23 protein-coding genes and 2 tRNA genes are annotated in these 20689 nt (G+C 52.5%); 10 read left to right on the forward strand and 15 right to left on the reverse strand.

The features are described from left to right. The first annotated feature begins 27 nt into the window (after window positions 1-27). Window positions 28-588: a hypothetical protein gene (locus AC1HCZ_RS05605; RefSeq protein ID WP_479462560.1), complete on the forward strand. Its 561-nt coding sequence runs from the start codon at window positions 28-30 to the stop codon at window positions 586-588. On the opposite strand, the gene AC1HCZ_RS05610 is transcribed toward AC1HCZ_RS05605, so the two are convergent. Both AC1HCZ_RS05610 and AC1HCZ_RS05615 read right to left on the reverse strand, forming a co-directional pair. Continuing rightward, window positions 557-1825: an amidophosphoribosyltransferase gene (locus tag AC1HCZ_RS05610; protein WP_479462561.1), complete on the reverse strand. Its 1269-nt coding sequence runs from the start codon at window positions 1823-1825 to the stop codon at window positions 557-559. The genes AC1HCZ_RS05605 and AC1HCZ_RS05610 overlap by 32 nt on opposite strands. A gap of 6 nt (window positions 1826-1831) precedes the next feature. Further along, the gene (locus AC1HCZ_RS05615; RefSeq protein ID WP_479462562.1) at window positions 1832-3349 is read right to left on the reverse strand and encodes a 4Fe-4S binding protein; all 1518 of its coding nucleotides are present in this window, start codon (window positions 3347-3349) and stop codon (window positions 1832-1834) included. 92 nt (window positions 3350-3441) lie between these two features. On the opposite strand from AC1HCZ_RS05615, the gene AC1HCZ_RS05620 reads away from it, so the two are divergent. Both AC1HCZ_RS05620 and AC1HCZ_RS05625 read left to right on the forward strand, forming a co-directional pair. Next, window positions 3442-3556, forward strand: a tRNA-Pro gene (locus tag AC1HCZ_RS05620). 45 nt (window positions 3557-3601) lie between these two features. After that, entirely contained in the window at window positions 3602-4327 is a 726-nt protein-coding gene (locus tag AC1HCZ_RS05625) for a helix-turn-helix domain-containing protein (RefSeq protein ID WP_479462563.1), read from the forward strand. Here the strand turns inward: AC1HCZ_RS05625 and AC1HCZ_RS05630 are convergent. Next, window positions 4309-4683 (reverse strand): nascent polypeptide-associated complex protein, encoded by a 375-nt coding sequence (locus tag AC1HCZ_RS05630; RefSeq protein ID WP_479462564.1) that lies wholly within the window; start codon window positions 4681-4683, stop codon window positions 4309-4311. The genes AC1HCZ_RS05625 and AC1HCZ_RS05630 overlap by 19 nt on opposite strands. A gap of 70 nt (window positions 4684-4753) precedes the next feature. On the opposite strand from AC1HCZ_RS05630, the gene AC1HCZ_RS05635 reads away from it, so the two are divergent. After that, window positions 4754-6040, forward strand: coding sequence for an MBL fold metallo-hydrolase (locus AC1HCZ_RS05635; protein WP_479462565.1), 1287 nt, complete (start codon window positions 4754-4756; stop codon window positions 6038-6040). 1 nt (window position 6041) lies between these two features. Here AC1HCZ_RS05635 and AC1HCZ_RS05640 read toward each other — a convergent pair whose 3' ends face one another. The 3 genes from AC1HCZ_RS05640 to AC1HCZ_RS05650 form a co-directional block, all read right to left on the reverse strand. Continuing rightward, on the reverse strand, window positions 6042-6299 hold the full coding sequence (locus AC1HCZ_RS05640; protein ID WP_479462566.1) for a hypothetical protein: 258 nt from the start codon (window positions 6297-6299) through the stop codon (window positions 6042-6044). Between the two features lie 38 nt (window positions 6300-6337). Then, window positions 6338-6985: a TIGR00296 family protein gene (locus AC1HCZ_RS05645; RefSeq protein ID WP_479462567.1), complete on the reverse strand. Its 648-nt coding sequence runs from the start codon at window positions 6983-6985 to the stop codon at window positions 6338-6340. 109 nt (window positions 6986-7094) lie between these two features. After that, window positions 7095-7718 (reverse strand): phosphate signaling complex PhoU family protein, encoded by a 624-nt coding sequence (locus AC1HCZ_RS05650; RefSeq protein ID WP_479462587.1) that lies wholly within the window; start codon window positions 7716-7718, stop codon window positions 7095-7097. Between the two features lie 111 nt (window positions 7719-7829). On the opposite strand from AC1HCZ_RS05650, the gene ilvC reads away from it, so the two are divergent. Then, window positions 7830-8819, forward strand: coding sequence for a ketol-acid reductoisomerase (ilvC, locus tag AC1HCZ_RS05655; protein WP_479462568.1), 990 nt, complete (start codon window positions 7830-7832; stop codon window positions 8817-8819). 234 nt (window positions 8820-9053) lie between these two features. On the opposite strand, the gene AC1HCZ_RS05660 is transcribed toward ilvC, so the two are convergent. Next, window positions 9054-11021 (reverse strand): V-type ATP synthase subunit I, encoded by a 1968-nt coding sequence (locus tag AC1HCZ_RS05660; protein ID WP_479462569.1) that lies wholly within the window; start codon window positions 11019-11021, stop codon window positions 9054-9056. Between the two features lie 92 nt (window positions 11022-11113). On the opposite strand from AC1HCZ_RS05660, the gene AC1HCZ_RS05665 reads away from it, so the two are divergent. Further along, window positions 11114-11878, forward strand: a complete 765-nt coding sequence (locus AC1HCZ_RS05665) for a DNA polymerase sliding clamp (RefSeq protein ID WP_479462570.1) — start codon at window positions 11114-11116, stop codon at window positions 11876-11878. 23 nt (window positions 11879-11901) lie between these two features. Here AC1HCZ_RS05665 and speD read toward each other — a convergent pair whose 3' ends face one another. Next, on the reverse strand, window positions 11902-12309 hold the full coding sequence (gene speD / locus AC1HCZ_RS05670; protein ID WP_479462571.1) for an adenosylmethionine decarboxylase: 408 nt from the start codon (window positions 12307-12309) through the stop codon (window positions 11902-11904). A 79-nt stretch (window positions 12310-12388) separates the two neighbouring features. On the opposite strand from speD, the gene AC1HCZ_RS05675 reads away from it, so the two are divergent. From AC1HCZ_RS05675 to AC1HCZ_RS05685, 3 genes are read left to right on the forward strand one after another with little or no spacing between them, the layout of a single operon-like run. Then, window positions 12389-13069: a hypothetical protein gene (locus AC1HCZ_RS05675; RefSeq protein WP_479462572.1), complete on the forward strand. Its 681-nt coding sequence runs from the start codon at window positions 12389-12391 to the stop codon at window positions 13067-13069. Between the two features lie 7 nt (window positions 13070-13076). Beyond that, window positions 13077-13328 (forward strand): hypothetical protein, encoded by a 252-nt coding sequence (locus AC1HCZ_RS05680; RefSeq protein ID WP_479462573.1) that lies wholly within the window; start codon window positions 13077-13079, stop codon window positions 13326-13328. 58 nt (window positions 13329-13386) lie between these two features. Continuing rightward, the gene (locus AC1HCZ_RS05685) at window positions 13387-14478 is read left to right on the forward strand and encodes a magnesium transporter (protein WP_479462574.1); all 1092 of its coding nucleotides are present in this window, start codon (window positions 13387-13389) and stop codon (window positions 14476-14478) included. Here AC1HCZ_RS05685 and AC1HCZ_RS05690 read toward each other — a convergent pair. The 7 genes from AC1HCZ_RS05690 to AC1HCZ_RS05720 form a co-directional block, all read right to left on the reverse strand. Further along, window positions 14475-15494, reverse strand: coding sequence for an MBL fold metallo-hydrolase (locus AC1HCZ_RS05690; protein ID WP_479462575.1), 1020 nt, complete (start codon window positions 15492-15494; stop codon window positions 14475-14477). The two genes, AC1HCZ_RS05685 and AC1HCZ_RS05690, sit on opposite strands and share 4 nt — an antisense overlap. A 44-nt stretch (window positions 15495-15538) precedes the next feature. Then, a complete protein-coding gene (psmB, locus tag AC1HCZ_RS05695; protein WP_479462576.1) occupies window positions 15539-16135 on the reverse strand; it encodes an archaeal proteasome endopeptidase complex subunit beta in 597 nt (198 codons plus the stop codon). 39 nt (window positions 16136-16174) lie between these two features. After that, complete coding sequence (locus AC1HCZ_RS05700) at window positions 16175-17092, reverse strand: NAD(P)/FAD-dependent oxidoreductase (RefSeq protein WP_479462577.1); 918 nt, start codon at window positions 17090-17092, stop codon at window positions 16175-16177. After that, window positions 17089-17934, reverse strand: coding sequence for a hypothetical protein (locus AC1HCZ_RS05705; RefSeq protein WP_479462578.1), 846 nt, complete (start codon window positions 17932-17934; stop codon window positions 17089-17091). The genes AC1HCZ_RS05700 and AC1HCZ_RS05705 overlap by 4 nt, the downstream gene beginning before the upstream one ends. Before the next feature lie 21 nt (window positions 17935-17955). After that, on the reverse strand, window positions 17956-18894 hold the full coding sequence (locus tag AC1HCZ_RS05710; RefSeq protein ID WP_479462579.1) for a TRM11 family SAM-dependent methyltransferase: 939 nt from the start codon (window positions 18892-18894) through the stop codon (window positions 17956-17958). Then, entirely contained in the window at window positions 18873-19580 is a 708-nt protein-coding gene (locus AC1HCZ_RS05715) for a flavodoxin family protein (RefSeq protein WP_479462580.1), read from the reverse strand. Before AC1HCZ_RS05715 ends, AC1HCZ_RS05710 begins: the two co-directional genes overlap by 22 nt. A gap of 102 nt (window positions 19581-19682) precedes the next feature. Then, a complete protein-coding gene (locus AC1HCZ_RS05720; RefSeq protein ID WP_479462581.1) occupies window positions 19683-20477 on the reverse strand; it encodes a [LysW]-aminoadipate/[LysW]-glutamate kinase in 795 nt (264 codons plus the stop codon). Window positions 20478-20568: 91 nt separating this feature from the next. On the opposite strand from AC1HCZ_RS05720, the gene AC1HCZ_RS05725 reads away from it, so the two are divergent. Continuing rightward, a tRNA-Lys gene (locus AC1HCZ_RS05725) sits at window positions 20569-20677 on the forward strand. Window positions 20678-20689 lie beyond the last annotated feature (12 nt).

Raw genomic sequence — 20689 nt, forward strand, 5'->3', positions numbered from 1 at the left:
CGATATTGCCCAGAAGGTGCTAGGGGTTTGAAGCCTCTCCCGGCCTTGCTCGCGCTCGCCGTCATTGTGGCCGCCGAACCGTGGTCCACACCAGGCTTCAGTTTGATTTACATGTACCACGTGAAGGCCTCCGGCTTGCTTTCCCTTAGGGGGAAAGAGATCGATGGTACCATAACCTATACCTACCTCAACACCACTGATAATACAATATATGTAAATATGACTATTAACGCTAACATAACGCTTCTTAACGGTAAGACGAAGAAGCTTACAACTTCATCGATAGTGAAGTTTAGAAAAGACATGTCTTTAGTGTTCCTTACGAACGAGACACTAGAAAAGCTGAAGGAACGGTTGCGCTGTGACGGCAGCTCGTGCACGCTGAATATGTCAGTGGAGCGGACGTTGAAAACCGGAGCTAAGGTATTCTTGAACGCTACATCTAAGTTCGATTTGAAATACATGGTTCTGACGCAGAGCCGTAGCAGCTTAGAAATGACTACCTTAAGCGGGAGGGTCCTAGGGAGGATGTCTAACGAGGTGATGTTGATTAAAATCATTCCCCGCTCAACGGGTACCTCCCGGTGAAGCAGCCCATACAAGCCTTGAGAGGTATTAGCTTTTCCAGCTCTTCGGGCGGGAGCCATTCTATACTCTTAGCTCCTATATACTCGGCGATTTTTTCGTTGTCCATCTTAGCAGCGATCAGCTGGTCCGTAGGAGGCACTTCCACTCCATAAGGGCAGTGGCTTATTATCTTCGGGCTTCCTACTAGCACGTCCACGCTCACAGCCCCCACCTTACTCTTTAAGGTTTGTATCACGGTCCTCAAAGTTAAACCCCTAACCACGCTGTCATCGATGACTAGTGCCCTCTTCTTCTTGAAGGTACTCCTTATTGGGTTCAGCTTCAATTGCACTCCTATCAACCTTTCACTTAAGTCTGGTCTTATGGCAGTCCTCGCCTTCCTTCCGGTCGCGACGAAGCCCAGACGGTAATCCTTCTTGGCTTCCTTCGAATATCCTATCGCAAAGGGTATTGCCGTCTCCGGCACGCCAACCACTACGTCTACCTCCCTAGGGTAGAGTTGGGCCAGCCTCTTGCCTATCTTCTCCCTCACTTCATAAACCTCGACGCCGTCGATGACGGAGTCCGGCCTGGCGTTGTATATGTACTCGAACGCACAGACCACCTTCTCGCTCGGGTTGACCGAGACCTCGTTGAAGTACAGCTGCGAAGCGTAGAAGCCCGTCCCGGGGTCTAGGTCCTTCTTTAGGTCGGCCCCTATCACGTCGAACGCGCTGCTCTCGGACGCGAAGGTGACCATGTCGAAACCCAGCCCCCCGAGTTGGAGCGGCCTCAGCCCCGGCGGGGAGCGGTAGGCTAGGAGCTCTCCGGAGGCCGTCAAGGCTAACATGCTAAACGCGCCCTTTAGGTCCCTCACAAGCTCTTTGAGGAGCTCCTCCCCTTGATAGTCGCTCGCCTTCAGTTCAGAGAGCTTCTTGGCGACGTCGTAGGGAGCCGCGTTAAACAGCTTGCCGTCCAAGACCACGGCCGCCTCTACGGGCTCCTCCGAGTAGGCCCGGTAGCCCGGGTGTTGACTCCACACACCTCCTATGGCCGCCCAGCCCGCCAAGTTGGTCGCTGGGGGGAGCACCTCGTCGACGAAACCCTTGCCGCAGACCCACTCTATTTTCTCGCCGTCCGAAACGTAAAGACACGCCTCCTCTTGGCCCCTGTGCTGGAGAGAGAGCAAGGAGTAGTACACGAACCTAGCTACGTTCCACACCGGATCGAAGGCTAGCGCGCCCGCTATTCCGGCCAATCCTCACTACCGTCGCCACGTTCCTCCTCTTAGGTTAAATTCGGCCCCGCCGAACAGGGCCTTGTAGGCGTTCAGCTCGCTACAGTAGCTTATCCCCCCTATCTCGAGCTGGGAGGTGAGCTGCCACAAGGCCTTCACCGGGTCCTCCCAACCCCTCCTGACCCCCTCTTGTTCGTAGACGCAACCCAATGTGAGCAACACGAGTTTCGCCACCGTCTGAGGGGGCAACATCCCTTGCTTGTACTTAGCGTAGCACTCCTTGCACAAAACTACTCTGAGTACGTCCTCTGATTTATTTAAGAAGCTGGATACGTCGAATACGTTACTAAACTCCCCTTGGGCAATCCTCTCGACAAATTTTTCAATAGTGTTTATATATTCTTTGACATCTACGTCCAAGAACTTATCACAGACCGCGCACTTAGGTCTGAATACATTCTTAACAACTACGTTTTTCCACGTACAATCGCCCTTACTTTCGACAACCCTTATCATCTTTATTCCCAAACCTAAGGAGTCGAGCTTCTTCTGAACGGGGCAAGCCCTCACGCACGCGTGACAGCCCACACAAGCCGCTGGCAAGTGGGTCAAGACGGCCAAGGCGGGAGTGGGAGTTCTCAGCACCAACGAACGCGTGGGACACGCCTCGCTGCACGCAGTACACGCGTCGCAGAACTTCGGGTTTATCACAACTTCGTAGAAGTCCTCCAATGAGTAAGCTATCTTTACCAAGACCAAAGGGGAGACCTCCTCAGGGAGGGAGTGGTCGCAGTGTCGAGGCTCAACCTTGGAAGGGGGGACACAACCCTTATCGTCGCAGTACTCCCAACCCAAGACCTTTGTGAAGTATTCAACAATTATTCTCACGCGCAAGGGTATTCCCAACATGACCAGCGTCCTTTCCTTGAAGTCCGAGGGGGAGACCGTCTCGGGCGTCCTCCGGATTATCCTCTCGGCTACTCCGGCCTTGGCCGGAGGGATAGCCGCGAAGAGCTCGTTGGGCGCGAGGCCCGGCATGTCTAGGGAGTAGAGAGGACAAGCGGCCACGCAAAGCCCACACGACGTACACTTGTCTGGGTCTACCGTCACCTTGCCTTCTTTGAGCTTTATCGCGCCCGAGGGGCACGCTGACTTACACATCTTGCATAGGGGAGACGCACAAGCGAAGGTGTTTTCTGGAAGGGCGACCATCCTAGCCTTGAACCCTTCCTTTACGAGCTTTTGGAGGGCTCCCCTGCGGTCGACCTTCCCCTTCGGGTACTGAAAGCTCAAGGAGTAGTGTACCTCCCAGTGGTCCGCCAACTTAGCGAGGGTCTCCACAACCTCCTCAGGACAGCCCTCGTGGCACAAGAAGAGCCGGTACCAGAAGGACTCTCCGGCCTCCCTCGCGAGCTCCGTCAACCCCCTCGGGTCTCCGACGGCCACTACGCTTCCCCTCTTCAAGGCGTTTCTGAGGTCGTCCTTCACCCTCGGATACTTGTCGAAAATGCTGGGCCTGTCGCTTAACTTGATCACTTCTACCATCTGTGCTCGCGAGGACCTTCGGCGGGGGAAGTAATATCGTGAGGGCCTCAAAAACTTAATAATCCCTTAAGTGACGCCGTATGACGGCGATAGGGCCCGTCGTCTAGCCTGGACTAGGATGCGGGGTACGCCGGCAGCCCCGCGGAAGGGTCCGGCGCCCGACTCGGGTCCCCGTGGCCCCGGGTTCAAATCCCGGCGGGCCCACCACTCAAAACTCCTATGCTAAGACCCGTTGCAGTGGGCCCACAGGTATTGAGACCGCCGAAGTTCGTTCTGGATGAGATAGCAAAGAGCGTGGCCGGGGAGATAGCTCTCTCCGACGACCCTGGTTCCACCTTGAAGAAGTGGAGAGAAATCTTTGGGGTCGGTATAAGGGAGTTGGCGAGGAAAATGAACGTCTCGCCGAGCGTTATAAGCGACTATGAAAAGAACAAAAGGGCTCCGGGCAGCAAGTACATCAAGAAGTTCGTGAGGGCGCTGATAGAAATAGACGCCGAGAGGGACTGGATAGTAATAAATTCCCTAGCCCAAAAGATGCTTGGTATAAAGAGTAAGGCACTAGACATCTACGAGTACAAGAGGAGCGTGCGTTTGGAGGAATTGGTCAACGCGTCCAAGGGCTACATCGTTAACTCGCGGTTCGACCCGAACGAGGCCGTCTACGGCTTCATTATTTTGGATAGCTTGAGAAGCATAGAAGAATTCGACTCTAAAGATTTCTTGTTACTCATGTCAATGTCGTACAAGAAGGCTTTGGTCTTTACTAAGGTAGGCACCGGCAGGCCGCCGATGGTAGCGGTGAGAATATCCCAGATAAAGCCGGTAGTGGTCATACTTCACAAACCAATCAACTTGGACCGTCTGGCCGTGAGAATAGCCGAAAAAGAGGGGGTGGCGCTGATAGTCTCCTTATGCTCGGAACCGGGCGAACTAATGGACAGGCTTAGGATGTTGGACGATCAACAGCCCTCTTCTTGAAGCTTAACTATCGCCTCGGCTATGTCCCCCTTGGTCTCGACCAAGGCTTGTCTAGCCCTCTCTGGGGAACAGCCGGTCTGTTCAACTACGACCTTCACGTCGTCCTCGGAGATCTCTTGAGTCTCTTGAACCTCCTCAACCTTTTTCTCCTTGAATATCTCCTTAGGAGCGATTATCTGGTACGCCTTCGTTTGTCCAGGCAGCTCCAGCTCCAACACCCTCGGTTCGACAAGTATTATCTTCTCATCGGCTCCTTCTATTATCACGCGTTCCACTCCTTCCAGCTCGTAGACCTTTAGGCCAGCCTTCTTTAACATCTTTTCCAAAGCCTTCACGTTGAAGCCGAACGGGAGCACCGCGTTACCACCTCCCTTAAATTACCTTTGTGAAACGGTCCAAAAGGGTTTAGATGAGCGGTGGTGGGGAATGAGCGCAGAGATAACTTTCTTGGGCGGGGCTAGGGAGGTCGGAAGAGCGGCCTACTTGATCAGGGACGGCAAGGCTAGCCTCCTCCTTGACTATGGAGTCAGTTTCGACGAAGAGGACAAGCCGGTGTTCCCAGAATACGTGTCCCCGAAGGACATCGGCGCAGTGGTGCTCAGCCACGCCCACTTGGACCACTCCGGCGCGGTGCCGATGCTTTATTCCGCGATCAGAAGGCCGGCCTACATGACAAGGCTGACTAAGGAGCTTGCTGCAATACTGATAAACGATTTCTTGAAGCTTTCTGGGTACTACGCGACCTACGGAGAAACAGAAGTCAAGGAGTTCTTGGAATCTGTGAGGACCCTAGACTACAGAAGGACTGTGGAGGTTCCTGAGGCCGGCGGGACCCTCTTGACCTTCTACGACGCGGGCCACATACCCGGCAGCGCTATGGTGAAGCTCGAACTGCCCAGCGGACTGAAGGTGCTCTACACCGGCGACGTGAGGCTGAGCGAGACCCAGCTGCTGGGCGGGGCTGACGTGAGCGGTTTGGAGGCCGACGTGTTAATTATAGAAGCAACATACGGGAAGTCAGACCATCCCCCTAGGGAGAACGTAGAGGCCTTATTTGTGAGCGACGTGAAGGAGGTATTGCAAGGCGGCGGGACGGTGCTGGTCCCCGCCTTCGGCGTGGGGAGGGGGCAAGAGATACTCGCGGTAATCGCAGATCACGAGGTGGAGGGCGACGTTTACCTAGATGGCATGGTGAGGAACGTAACTGAGATATTAATTCAAGGTGAAAACAAAAAGTTTCTAAAGAATCCAGACATGTTGGAGAAGGCCTACGAGGAGGCCAGAGTGGTAAGGGGTTGGCAAGACCGGAGGAGGGTTTGGAAGAAGACCGGAGTAATAATAGCTTCTGCCGGAATGCTCAGAGGGGGTCCCTCCCTCTACTATGCGAGGAAGATCCAAGGAATACCGAAGGACTCCATCTTCTTGGTGTCCTTCCAAGCCCCGGGAACGCCCGGGCGCAGGTTGGTAGAGGAAGGGGTCATCGAGGAGGGCGGCCCTAGAGTGGAGGCCAGGACGCAGTGGTTCGACTTCTCGAGCCACGCGGGGGCTAGCGAGCTATTGGAAATAATAAAATCGGTGAACAAGCTAAAAAAAGTCATAATTGTCCACTCTGAAGAAAAGACTGCCCTCTACTTTGCACAGAGAGTGAGAGAGGAAACCGGACTCGACGTAATAGTCCCGAAAATTATGGAGACGTTAAAGATAGAGGTTTGAATTACTTCTTGTAAAGCGCCTTTTTAACTTCGTACACTTCCACTTCCAAGTCTTCCTTACCCACCTCCTTCTTTATGCTCTCTAAGACCTCTTCGAGCATATCAGACTGTACTATAGTGACGTACATCCTCCTGTTAGTCACGACCTTCACCTTGCTGTAGTCAGGGGCCTTAGTTACCTTCACCTTCTTAACCGCGTCCTTGGCCTTTACCAACACCCTGGACTTGAGCTCCTCGACGTCCTTGAGGAGTACCGGCAAGACTGGCCCACCCGGGGCTACGTGTTGCTGGTCCCCAGTTAAACGCTTCTGCTGCCGCACCTCTCTGCGTACTCCTTCTTTAAGTCCCTCTCCTTTACCTCTCCCTTGGGCTCCAATTCCGTCCAAGTCCTACCTCTATAAAGCACGGCTTCCGTGCCATCGTCCAACCAACAGTCCGGCGGCATGCCAGCCTTCACGCACGTCTCTGCAATGAAGGTTTCTGGGTCCCAACAGTACTCAACTGGAACCTCGGGCAAGAGGACTCCGGAGAAGGGGCCGTGCTTTATTATTATTCCGGTCTCCCCTATCCTTATGTAGGGTAGAGCCAGCCTAGCCGGTTTGAAGGGGGTGTGATCGCCCAAGACGCTGACCTCTATAACCACATTGTCCAGTTCCTCCGGAGTCATAGGGGGGAACCTTGGGTCTTGGGTGGCCGCTGCCACAGCGACCTCCACAACGGTCTGGACTAAGGGCTTCACGGGCTCTACGTAGCCTATGCACCCTCTGAGCTCTCTTTCGGGGTAGGTCAAGATAGTAACGAAGGCTGCCCCCAGCTTCTTTAGCTTCTCAGAAGCTTCGAGCGGGGGGAGCCTTCCCGCAATTAAGTAACTCTCTATAGCCTTCCTAGCCAGCCTCACTAGGAACTCGCCGTCCTCCTGGGTGAGCTCGTCCAGCGAGATTATCATTACGAATCCCTTTAAGGGATCCCGCTAGTCAGCTTTTTATGCATGGGGCCTGTGAGGAGGCTTTCAAGGCTCGAGTGGTGAAGAGCCCGCGCAGGGCCGAGGCCCCGGCTCACTCCGGGTAGCGCCCCTCGACAACGAAGACCACTTGGCTGGCCACTTGCACGCTGTGGTCGGCTGCTCTCTCTAGGAACTTTATAGAAAGGGCCTCAACAACTGCGCAAGGCACGTTTTCGTAGTTCTTGATTATGTTCATTAGCATACTGTGGTATGTTTCGTCCACCTCGTCATCCTTTGCTATTACTTTCATTGCATTGAGTATGTCCATCTTCTTTAAAGCTTCTATGCTACCCTCTATCATAGATTTCACTATCGGCACGAGGTTCGCGAAGTGAGTTGGCTCGCACCTAACCCCTAAGCTCTCCAAGCGCGCGAAGGCAGAAAGGGCATCATAGGCGTAACGGGCGAAGCGGAAGAACGCGTAGCTCAACTCGAGAGATGCCTTGACCTTCCTCAAGTCCTTAGCTACGGGCTGGTAGCGCGCTATTATCTCCAACGCTAGTTCGTTCACTTCCTCCCTTAGTTGCCTCAACTCAGTAACCATCTTCTTTACTTCGTCCTTTAACTCGCTGGCCCTCCTCTCTTCTATTGCATTGGTGGAGAGTTCGAAGGCCTTTTTGCTGAGTTCTGCCATCTTCATTATTTGATTGTCCAACTCTTTAAGGCCTATCTCCACGAGTCTCAAGACGTTGCCCGTGGGACTGGAGCGCTTGGGGCTTCTAAGTTTAGGAAGTTAGCGGAGAAATAGGGTTTAAACGCAACAACCTTGTAGCGCGTAGGTGTGAGTGTGGCCCAAATATGGAGAGACGATGACGTATCCTTAGAAGCACTAAAGGGTAAGAAAGTGGCGATCATAGGGTACGGCTCCCAAGGCAGGGCATGGGCGCTGAACATAAGGGATAGCGGCGTCGATGTGGTAGTCGGGCTGAGGCCCGGAGGCAAGAGCTGGGAGCTGGCTACGAAGGACGGCTTCGAACCCAAACCAATACCAGAGGCCGCTAAGGAGGGCGACGTCATAGCTATGTTAATCCCCGACATGGCCCAGCCCGAGATTTACGAGAAATACGTAGAGCCAAACCTCCATGAAGGCAACGCGTTGGTGTTCGCACACGGCTTCAACATCCACTACGGCTTAATAAAACCTCCGAAGAACGTGGATGTCGTGATGGTCGCCCCGAAGAGTCCGGGGCCGAAGGTAAGGGAGGCCTTCCTCTCTGGAAGGGGCGTCCCGGCCCTAGTCGCTGTCTACCAAGACCACACCGGAAAGGCTTGGGACCTCGTGCTGGCGTTGGCCAAAGCGCTAGGGTGTACGAGGGCCGGCGTCATAAGGACCACTTTCAAGGAAGAGACTGAGAGCGACCTCATAGGCGAGCAGACCGTGCTCGTGGGCGGACTGATGGAGCTGTTGAAGAAGGGGTTCGAGAACCTAGTAGAGCTGGGCTACCAGCCGGAGGTGGCTTACTTCGAAGCCATAAATGAGGCGAAGCTTATAATGGACCTCATCTGGCAGTACGGCTTCTACGGTATGCTCTTGAGGGTGAGCGACACCGCGAAGTACGGAGGCCTTACCGTAGGACCCAAGGTCATTGACGAACACGTGAAGGATAACATGAAGAAGGCCTCAGATAGAGTCATAAACGGCGAATTCGCGAGAGAATGGGTCGAAGAATACAAGAAGGGTATGCCCACCCTGAAGGACTTGATGGAGAAGATAAAGGAGCACCAGGCTGAGAAGGTGGGTAAAGAACTAAGGAGGCTCATGGGCCTGGAGGAGTAAAAGGAGTAAAGCTGGAGGCACCGTTTTTCATAACCTTTACACGACCCGAGCCTTTCCAAAAACTCACTTTATAAGAGACAAGATGAAGCTGCCGTATGCGTAAATTACAATTACGAGTGCGCTTAGCAAGTATACATATAACAAAACTCTCAAGAGGTCGTCGTAGTTCATTTGCATTCACCTTTTTGAGAGGGCAAGAAGGCGCTTACTTAAAAATTCAGAAATCTCGCCTCCTTATTGCTCTATGACTATCTTGGTGTACTGGACCGCAGGCTCGAAGAGCTTTCCGCGGTCTACGTAGAACTTAGTGAACCATTCGTAGAAGTGAAGCCTTAAGTTATGGATGAAGCTCACCAGACCCTCTAGCATTATCACCATTATGTTTGCCAACACATAGAGCACGGCTAGCAACACCGGCCCGCCTATCTCGCCTATCACTTGGAAGGCGAACACTAAGCCCCAGTGTGCCAAGGCTAGCGCCATAATCCTCACATACGATATTATGTTGCTTATCACCAGCAAGAAGTTGTCGAACATCTCCATACCTATTATGCTTGCTTGTGCACGCCCATGCTCGTGTTCTAGCTCCAGCTTGATGCCGTAGCCTCTCCAGAGCAATGCCAGGACGAAGAGCGCGAACAGCGGACCGACGTAGCCTGTCTTCAAGTCGAACATCCACTCGTTGAAGTAGAGCCCAGTTAGGTACATCATCTGTTGTATGTCGCTGCCGAAGCCGCTGGCGATAAAGCCGGCAGCGAAGGGGGCTCCCGCTGTAGCATACATCAGCATGAACGGGAAGACGTAGTGGAGTGCCTTCCACGAGCGCCCGAACCTGAGTTCGTTGATTATCCCTATCAAGAACCCTATTAGCAAGTGGAAGTAACCTATCGTTATGCTCAACAGTACATACTTAATCACGGTGTCTCCTAAGTGCTCAAGCCAGAAGCTGAGCGGGGGTGTCATGCCCAGCGCTCCCCATAGCCACGTGGCTGGATCCGCCACACTCTCCCCTATCAATGGGCCGAAGAATTCAGCTGAGAGCCAGCCAGTTACTATGGACGCTGTACCTACTAGCATCATAATGCGTCCTAGGAACTCGGTTCCTTTCGTGAACCTCTTCAAGCCGAAGGGCTTGAAGACTGCTAGGGCCCAACTCTTGCGGTTGGTGAGCCCCCAGCCGAACAAGAGTAACACTAACGCGTGACCCCAGTCCGGGAACATGAACATATAAATGAACGGCAGCGTGAAGGCCATTATTGCGGCCGGGACGAGCTCCCGAGGGTCTGGAGGGCCGTAGATGTTTTCTACGTCATAAGCAGTCTTGGCGCTTTCACTCTCTACCTTAACGTACGTGGGTGGTTTTTCTGAGTCGTAGTCGACCATGTGAATTACCGCGAAGCCCGAGTCGGCCACGTACTCTTTTATGGTTTTTAACGCGTTCTTGAAGAAGCTCTCGGGGACGTAGCCCTCCAAGTAGACGAAGTAATTGCTTTCTCTCCCTTTCGAGAATACTTCTAAGGCACTCTTAACGCTCAAGAGTAGCGAATACACGTCGCTTATTTCTATCTCATAATCGCTGGCCCAAGCCTTAGCTTCCTCTATCAAGAACTTCTTTTCTTCCTCTAGAAGCTTCAACAACTCTAGGGCTATCTTTCTCACGATCTCAGTGCTTACCTTCAAAGCCTCTTTGGCTGCCAAGTCGACTACAGCTAGGTCCTTCCTCAGGTCGGCGGGCACCTCACGAGATATTATTAGATTGAACGTTTCCTTCAACTTTTCGACTACATCCCTTGGGAGCTCTGTGGGTTTGGATATTATGGTACTTACGTCAAATATTTTAGCCTCTATTTCTTTAATCTTGGCCACGTATTTCTCGAACTCCTCTTCTATCTTCTTAGCCTTCTCCACAGCCACCTTAGCTGCTTCTTCCCAACTCTTGACCTTTAGGGGCTCTCCCATCTCTGGCTCTATGCTGAGCTCAAAGTACTCGAAGTATTGTTCGAGCTTGTTAATGTGGTCCATTACTATGAGTAGCTCTCTGCGGGCCCACTCGATCGGTGCTCCGAACTCTACATTGATTTCGGCTGGCTCGTAGATTCCCAAGTTCACTATCTTTTCCACTAGTTTGTCTGCGTTGTCTTTAGGCACGACTATTCTCACTTTGAACATTCTGTCAGGGAACAGCGCAGCCTTTAGGCACACGTCACTTCTCCCTATCCCTTCACAGCGAAGCCATTTTATAAAGATCTTGAAGGAGGGCGGAAGAAGGTCTTCAAATAACTCTCCGACGTTAAATGGTGTGGAAGGTAAGCTTGAAGATCGTGTACCCAGAGGCAAAAATATTCCAAAGCTTGGTAGAGGCGGTAGGAAAGATCGTTGACGAAGTAGCCTTAGTAGCTAGGCCGGAAGGGGTAGAGATGAAGGCAATCGATCCCGCCCAAGTCGTAATGATAAGGATCCACATCCCTGCCGACGCTTTCAGCGAGTACGAAGTAGAGGAAGAAGAGACCTTCGGCTTCAACATAGGTGGCGTACTCAAGTTCTTCAAAAGGGCGAAGAAGGGTTACAAACTAGAGCTCGGGAGCGAGGCCGAAGGGTCCAAGATAAGGATCGTCCTAGAAGGAGCCTTGATAAAGAAGTACGTCATACCAAACCTGGAAGTGGTATCCGAGGAGCTACCCGACTTGAGCAACTTGGACTTCAAAGTACGAGCACTACTGCTGGCTTCAGTAATAAAAGAAGCCATTAAAGACATAGAGGCGGTGAGCGACGCCATTGTAATAGAGGCTCCGGACGCAGACAACTTGTACTTGAAAGGGGCTGGCGTAGCCGAAGCTGTTACCAGAGTTTCCAGGGCCTCTTCGGCCCTCTTGGAATTGGAGGTAGAGGAACCGTCTAAGGCTGCCTATGATTTAGCGTATCTCAAGCATATAATTGGAATTACGAAAGTATCCGACAACGTAGAGTTGAAATTCGGAACCGACATGCCGTTGTATTTGAAATTCAATATATTGACGGGGGGCGAGGCGGAGTACGTGGTGGCACCTCAGGCTCTATAGGTAATAAAAAACGTATTTAAGACCTATACCCCGTCGCCCTCGATCAGAGAGCGGTCAGCGTTGCCCTCGACGACCTTCTTAGCCTCTAGGTTGCGGACGATGAAATCGAAAGCCTTGCGGGGGTTGGTATGGCTCCCGCAAGAGTAAACGTCTACCGTAGCGAAGGCGAACTCAGGCCACGTGTGGATCGTTATGTGGCTCTCGAGCACTATGGCCACGACGCTCACACCCTCCCCCATCTTCCAAGACTTGACGTCTAGCAGAGTCATATTGCCTATCTTTGCCGCCTCGACTACCAGCTCCCTCAAGTAGTCTTCATCCTTCAACTTCTCTACGTTACATCCGTAGAGGTTGCCGTAGTAATGCTTTCCGTAAACCTTCACCGCCGGGCCTCTCTCAGCTATGTTCAGCGTCTCTCTACTCGCCATCATGGTCCGTCCCCTTTCGGGAAGGGGGCTATTGGGGAGACCTTATATCTGAAACCCCCCTCTAAGGCCGGGCCCCAAGGAGATGAGCTCGGACGCCCAACGGCGCGCTGTGAATCATGCCATACTGGTCGTCGATCCTTTTCTTAAGAGCGCTATAGAAAACATGATGAGAGAGGGCTTGATAGGCAACCTCTCCGAAACCACCTTCCCTGACATAGTATTCACCAAGTCGTGGACTAACGAGTTGGCCTTGCTAACCTTCGCGGACTCCCAGTATCTAGCTGAAGCCATATTAGAGGTTAAGGTACTTGGCGTGAGGAAGATGGTCTTTTTGGACGTGGCAACGGCGCTTAAACCAAGCTTGAAAGTATCCCAAGCGTACCCAGTTTACGCCACCAGCTCGCCGGTAAAGGAGGATTTCTACCTCCCCTTGGTGCCTAGCGTGCAACTGTTTAACGCTATAATAGAGCTCTTAAAACCAGAGAGAGAAGTGATTGCTTTCACTTCGCGTTTACCCCCTCAAGACATCGCTATAACAGACCTCCTTAAGAAGAAGGGATTCGACGTCATTGACAAGAACTCCGGATTAATTTATAAGGTATGCAGAGGGAGCGTGGAGTGTGTAGTACTAGACTTGATCGACTCAAACCTCGCCAAGGGTATAGAGAAGGGAACCGTGTGGGAAGAAGGGGGTAAGTACTATTCGGGTATTCTGGTTGCACTGACAGACTTATTCAAGAAGCTTCTGAGCGCCGAACTGTAGGGGGAGCATGAAATTCGATATCTCTAAAATAAGAACGATGTTAGAGCAGCTGTCCGCAAAAGAGAGAAAGAGGAGGAGACCCGGAGAGCGCGCAGTGCCTGCATACTTGCGGAAGTGCAAATATTGCAAACATCTCGAGTTGACGTATTGTAGGTTCCACGCAGTCACTATACACCCGGAGTCAAGGGCGTGTCCGGCCTTCGTCCTAAGGGAGGAGTTCACCACCCAGACCAAGAAGGAGGAGAGTACCTTTACGTGAGCTTCCCCTTCGGAGAAGGGTAGGTTAACCCTTCTTATAGGGGGCGCCGGGGGCCGGAGTGAAGAGATTCGTAGCTGAGGTAGCGTCGCTTGTAATACAAGCTGTCCTAGAGGCTGTAGTGGGCCACTTGTGGTCCTTGGCCTCCCCGCTGCTCGAAAGGCACCCCGGGATACTGATAGCGATGCCCGGGCTCGCGGAGGACAGGGGGGCTGTGTACGGTTCGCTGGCGGCTAAATACTCCACTATGTTGTACGTGGGTGAGGCCAGCAACATCAAAGAGTTGTTGACATCCAAAATAACTTACTCGGCAGCGGTAGTGGGCGTCATCGGAGGCCTTTACGTAATACTCATAGTTTCGCTGATATCCGAGCCTCTCGCCCCTCTCCTCTACTTCTTGGCCTCTAGGGGGCTAATACTGTCAATACTCGTGCCGCTTACAGCCTACTTGTGCTACTTCGCGTTTCTCAGGGGCCTCGACATAGACCTTACTGTGGTCTCGCTAATCACTGTCATAGCTGACTTGCTGAGTGCTCTTTCTTTGTTCTTAGTGTTCAGTGACGTGTCGTGGGCGCTGATAGTTGTTACCTTAATAGTCACCTATAAATCAGCGACGGTAGTGGGGATTAGGAAGCTGTTGAGATATAAGGGAGAGTATTTAGCCTCCTCCCTAATAGCGTCCACCGTTTCGACCTTAGCAGGCTTAACATTGGCTAACGGGGGAGCTGCCAAGGCTCCCCTCTTGTTAGCTGTTGCCCCGTTAGTAATGGCATTAAACGGTTCCGCTTCCATGAACTTCGCCTCTTGGCTAGGCACGGCTCTTGCCTTAGGAGAGGTAGAAGCGTCAAGACCGTTCTCGAAGAAGGTGCTACTTACCAGCATTAGGGTAACTATTGAGGTACTAATCGCGCTTTCAGTATCCTCCATAATCTTCGCGCTCGGTCCTCACGGCTTGGAGGCCTTCGAAGTTGCGCTCACGAGTACGTTAGTGTTAAGGATAGTTATGCCCTTAGTAACTGTAATCTTGGCCTCTTGGAGCTACTTGAGGGGCTGGGACCCGGACTTGATAACCATTCCTATACTTTCGAGTCTGGGGGACTTGGTGTCTACCAATATACTCCTCTTGACGTACCGCTTACTCTACAAACCCTAAACCGGACGATAGGATACCCTCCTCAAGCCGTAGAGCTCGAGCCTAGAGGTGAACCACTGGGCCGCACTGGCGCGGGATGCATCTATTATTATTTCCTTGGATTTCGACTCCAAAATGTAGTATTCTAGATCCTCCAAGTCTGCGTGGTCGCTAAAGCCCACCCTCCAAGCCCTGGAACCTACCTTTTGGACGGGGACGAACTGCCACCCATCTAAGATTACCTTGCTGCCCCTCACCTTCTCCTGCTTAAAGTTGTGGAATTTAGAAAAGCGCACGTACCACCCGTCCCTCTCCACTTCCCTCGCTTCCGGGCTCCCCTCAACCAAGTACTCGCCGAAGGCGTATCCTAACCTTTCAAGGTCCTTCGCTATCAAGAAGTCCCGACGCGAAAGTAGGTAGGGCGCCTCCACGCCGTAAGCCCGGAGGAGCTCCATAACTTCTTGTAGCTTGCCGTTGTAGGCATAAACGTGGACGGGGCCCCTCCCCAAGAGCTCTAGCACAAGCTTTGCTAGCTCCTCCGTGATGACCTCTTTAAACTTCCGTACGCAGAGGGGGCAGCCGTAGGTCGCGTCCACTACGAGGGCGTCCAAACCCTGGAGCACAGGCGTTCCCACCCCAGGGTCCTTGAAGTCGCCAGTGTAGCCGAACGTCCTTCCATCCTCGTCCTCCACTACCACTTGGACGGAGCCGGGAATGTGGGAGGCCCTTACGAACTTGACTACCTCGTACCCTCCCCTTCGGGAGTCCACCGCCACCTTGTAGGTTTGACCTGGCTTGAGTACTACCAGTTTCCTCGTGTTCCTCAAGCTGCGGTAGGTATGTTTTAAAAATACTGCCGTCTCCTCCGTGGTCAAGATCGTCTCTTGATAGCTCAAGCTCTTACCGAAGTCTTTAGTGTGGTCCGCGTGGGCGTGGGTGATTACCCTTACCTTCCTCCGGGGGGCAAAGCCGTCGACAGTCACTTGGGAGCCTAAGAGTATTGCTTTGGTCTCCGTGACTGTAGCTACGCTAAACATCTTTTCCTCGTAAGCCAGAGGCCTTGGGATAACTAATATCTTGCTTAGACCTCTAAGCTTACTGTCCTTATGGCAGGCTTGCCTCTGAATGGAATGACGAGGACGTCTATGCCGTCGCCGGACAAGCTGTCGCGCCCGCTCGCTACCCTTATACTCTCTACTGCTAAGTTCTGAGCCTCTTCCAAACTCATGTTCTCCCCGTACTCTTTGTCCAATAGGGCCATGGCTAGCGGAGCGCCCGTACCCACGGCAGAGTACTTCTCCTCTATGACTGAACCCACGGGGTCCAACACGAATATCCTCGGCTCGTCGTCGTACCCGCCAAATATAGTCTCAGTCATCAGTGGGAAAAGCTTGTTCGAGTAGAGGATGAGACCTAACAGCCGCGCCGCCGACCTCACCTTCATCTTTCTCTTATTAGAGATTTCGTAGTATCTAATCTCATTCTCCAGAGCTCTAGCTATCGCTTGCATGTCCGCATAAAGGCCAGCACACGCCATCCCCATCCTATCCCCTATCTTAAATACCTTCTTGGCAGCCTTACTCATTATGAAGCCGCCATAGCTCATCCTCCTCTCGGCTGCCAACACGACTCCTTCCTTTACCTTAATACCCACAGCAGTTGCCCCTGGTCCGCTCAAAGCCTACGACCACCGCACAGAGGTGAGGAGGGGGAGTAATTACCACACGCCAGTGCGTATGTATCTGAAGGCCGTAAACCCAGCTATGTAGCCCTGAGCCGCCGCAACGATTATTCTCTTAGGCGCTGGAGTTATGTCACCGGCAGCGAAAATCCCCTTGACGTTAGTTCTCATTTTATCATCGACCAATATCTCTTTACCCTTCATGTTGACCCCGAGAGTCTTGACCCACTCCAAGTCCGGGGGCTCGAAGCCTATGGATATCACCAAGTGATCCAGCGGGAGCACGGTTTCGCCTCCCTCCTTGTGAGAGACTACCAAGGCAGTAGCTCTGCCGTTTTTTGCTATTATCTCCTTCGGGACGCTGTTCAAGACCATCTTCACGCCGGCTCTCACCATCCTCTCGATGCTTCTCATCGGTGCCCTGAACTGATCTCTGCGGTGAACTATAGTTACCCGAGCTCCGCATTCAGCTAATACGGCAGCCGTGTCGACTGCCGTGTCGCCCCCGCCGACCACGACCACCTTAGAACCCGCGAAGACCGTTGGATCCTTAACTACGTAATGCACGTTCGGCGCCTCCTCGTTCGGGAGGCCAAGCCTTCTCGGCTTGCCCAAAATGCCTATAGCTATTATGAGCGTCCTCCCTTCGTATTCGTTTCCGCTCTGGGTGCCCAGAACTATCTTGTCGCCGTCCCTCCAAGCTTTAACTACCCTCTCCTTCTCCACAACCTCCACACCAAAGAACTTCTGCATACCTTCGAACGCTTTGGCTATTTCTATAGCCTTCTTCCCGTCGAAGCCAGGGTAGTTTTCCACAGGCTTCCAAGCGTAGGAGTAGACCGTTGCCATGACCTTTTCTGCCTCTATCACTAGGGGTTCTATGCCATACTGCTTAAGGGTTGCCGCCGCCGTCAAGCCCGCAGGTCCGGCGCCCACCACCAACGCGTCCCTCATCCCACCTTCACCCCACACAACTTCTTTGCGAGATCTTTAAGACCAATATATTCACTGACCAAGCCGTAGAAGCTAGAACAAGGAGATGGTTTCATGGAGTTGTAGAAATGATAACAAGCCTCGGGCAACCAGCTCGCGTTTCCCAAACCCTTAATCCCACAAGGGCTTGAACCCTCGAGCGCCGAGTCTCGGGCGTGGTGAGCATAGGACAACGTCAAGTGCGTATAAGCGAGAACTAGTAGCTTGGACACGTCCGTAACCACGCGAGCGAGGTCGTTTGCTATAGAAGCCGTAAAGGTAGGAGGCAAGTTGGCTTTTATTGAATTGATGTACCTAGTCACGTTCTTCATAATCATATATGACTTAATGTAAACAACCTTGGTACTGTTTGCGCACACCGAAGACATGCATGAAGACTTGTAGAGGGAAAAGGCGCTAGAGGTGGCAAACGCCCCTAGGTAATCCAAGTAAGATACGAGTTCGTTGAGCGTCTTGAGCTTCATGAGTCCTATTGTGTCTTGGGTAATCAACGTGAAATACAGCGTAGCTAGATATTTTACCATTGCCATACTATATTCCTTCCTTAACATTAGGGTATGGGCTTCTGAGTAGAAAGCCCTCGCCCTCTGGAGACCATCTAGAGCCAAATCATAGAGTGTTCTCTGATACTCGTTCTGGGGGTTTAGAGTTATGATGTCTGCATTTATCCTTTCTATAAATCCCTTTATCATGTTGTCGTAGCGAAGCACGGTTTCCTCGTCGAATCCCAGTCGCGCAGCTAGATTGCATGCAGAGAAAGCGCTGCTTATTAGTAGTAAGACAAGTATACTGGCCTTTCTCAATTCGCTTCCCTCGGAACGGGCTTATCGACCTGTATAAGCGGTGCATACGTACCTGGCCAAGCTGCGGTGAACCCTCATAGTGTGGCACTTGTTCAAGCTTAACGAAGCACTTCTAACCATCTCCTCGGCATTCATGAACGTCGAGGTAGCGAACACGACCCATGACCCTTCCCTTAATATCCTCTTCGCTTCGTTTAGAAACTGAGACAAGAGCTCCTCCGCGTCGTGTCCTAAACTCACAACGCTTCTCCCGTAGGGAGGGTCGGTCGCTATTGCCGAGAAAGAGGACTTCCTGAAGGGCATCTGGGCCGAGTCTTGAAGCAAGTGTTCTGTGTCGACACCTATGTGTTGAGCGTTTATCCTCGCGCCGTATACCATACTTGGGTCCAAGTCCGCACAGAAGCTGAGCGCACCCAGCCTTTGAGCTTCGTGAGCGATCACGCCAGTACCGCAGAAGGGGTCCAAGAAACGCTCTCCCGGCTTGATCCTGCTTAAGTTAACCATAGCTCTTGCGAGCAACGGATCCATGGAACCCGGCGAGAAGAAGGGGCCTTTGGGAGTCCTTCCGACCTTCCTTACTACCTTTTCTTTACTTATCACGAAAAACCCTTCGAGCGCCGTGGCCGTAGCGGTGCCGGCGCCCGGAACCGTTTGGAACGGTCTGACCCGTGGGGGAGCAAGTCCTCCCAACTTCCTAAGCTTAAGACGTTCGAATTCACAATCGTCAAACCAGTTGCACGAGAGCTCGTCACAGATCGCGCACACTTTGCCGACCTCTTTCACAAACGCACTTCTCTCAACAATTCTTTTGGAACATTGGAAGTCGGCCTTAGCTAAGACTAGGTTGTAATGGACTGAGAGAAGTTCTAAAGGGCACGAGTATACCTCGTGTAAGGCCTCTATCTCTTCTATGGGTAAAGTCCGGTGAGCCCCAGAGGTCACGAAGTAGACGACTTCCAAGGTCTCTCAGCCTTCTCCTCCTCTTCCTTCACTATCCGGGTCAACCAAGGCTTTACTTCCTCTTCATACCATTCAAATAAGTCAGCGTCGTACCATTTGTCCACCTTCTCGCCTCTCATAGCTTTTATCATCATTACCACGGTCCTTCCAACGTTCAACGCGTCGAGGACAAAGTTTCTTATCTCCAAGGCGTCGCCGGGACCGTTTATGTACGCCATACTCCACGGCGGTATTACAGCTCCCATGGAATTCAAGATGGTCATCAACTGCGCCACGGCGAACATCGCGCCGCTGTCGTTGCCCGTAGCTACAAATCCCACTACCTTTCCGTCCAACCAACTCTTCCCGTCTATATGTATCATGTTCTCTAAGGCAGTAAGTCGGTCTATAACGTTTTTCATAACTGCGCTTGGGGAGTACCAGTAAACTGGCGTAGCGAATATTATTCCGTCAGCCTCGATCATCTTATCGTAAACCAGTTTCATGTCGTCCTTTATAACGCACGGGTACTTACAGGCCTTGATTTCCTCTGAAACGCAGCCCAAACACGGCTTTATGTTTAAGTCGTACAAGTGGACCCATTCAACCTCTGCGCCGAAGCGCTCTGCCGCCTTGAGGGCTATCATTAACCCCTTGAACGAGTTGCCATACTTCCTGGGCGACCCTAACAGTCCCAAAACTTTCATTTCTAAGCGCCCGCCTCGGTTAGGAGCGAAGAGGTTTTATTGCCGATGAGGAACGTGGGCTACGTCGAGAGGGTGAGCGAGCAGACCTCGGGACCTGAGGCATCAAGGCACTATCCAAGTTCCTTCCCTTTCTCTCAAACACCTTAGAGGGTCAGAGGTCGTGCCGTCACATATAACCACCTTAGTTCCTCCGGCCGCCACCCTCCCCGCCATTATTATCTTGATGTTCATCCCGGGACCGACCCTCTTGGCGACCTTCTCCGCTTCTGAAGACTTTATCTCGGGTATTACATTGCCGTCCATTAGCACTCCTGGAACGTCGGACAAGAGCACGAGGTAGTCCGCAGATAGAGCTCTGGCCAGTTCTGCCGCCATTTGGTCTCCGTTTACGTTTAAGAGATTCCCTTCGGGGCTGACAGCTATGGGAGCAACGACCGGTATCAAACCGCTCTCGACTATGGTCCTGATGAAGTTCGTTTTCACCTCTTTTATTTTGCCCGTATAGCCGCCCGCGATTGCCCTCTTGACTAACCTTTCGCCGACCTTCTCTTGAACAATTACCCTCTTCTTTCTCTCCGCTATAACGCTGGGGCCGTCGGCCCCGGTTAAGCCAACTGCGCCCCTTCCGTATGACAGAAAGGAGGCAACTATCTTCTTGTTTAAGAGGCCTCCGAGTACCGCTACGAATACCTCTAACTCTTTCTCATCCGTGTACCTAAACCTTATCCCGGACGCGGACACCTTGAACTGTGGTTCCATTCCCATTTTCCTCTCCCACTCGTCTACCAAGTCCCCGCCCCCGTGGACGAATACCACCTTCTCTAAGCGGGAGACGCTCTTAACTATCTCGTCCATATTACTTAACAACGTCCTACCGCCCGCTTTTACTACTATCATTGGTAAGACCACCGAAGGGTACGGGGAAGAAAAGGTCTTCACACTTACGCCAAAACTTATTAACCCACCCCCTCTCCGGGGTTCTCGGAGCGGGCCCGTAGCTCAGCCTGGTAGAGCGGCGGGCTCTTAACCCGTAGAGGCGGGGCTTGGCCCGTTTCCCGCCGCGGAAGTCCCGGGTTCAAATCCCGGCGGGCCCGCCACACAGCAGCACG

It is taken from the genome of Ignicoccus sp. (assembly GCF_056435145.1).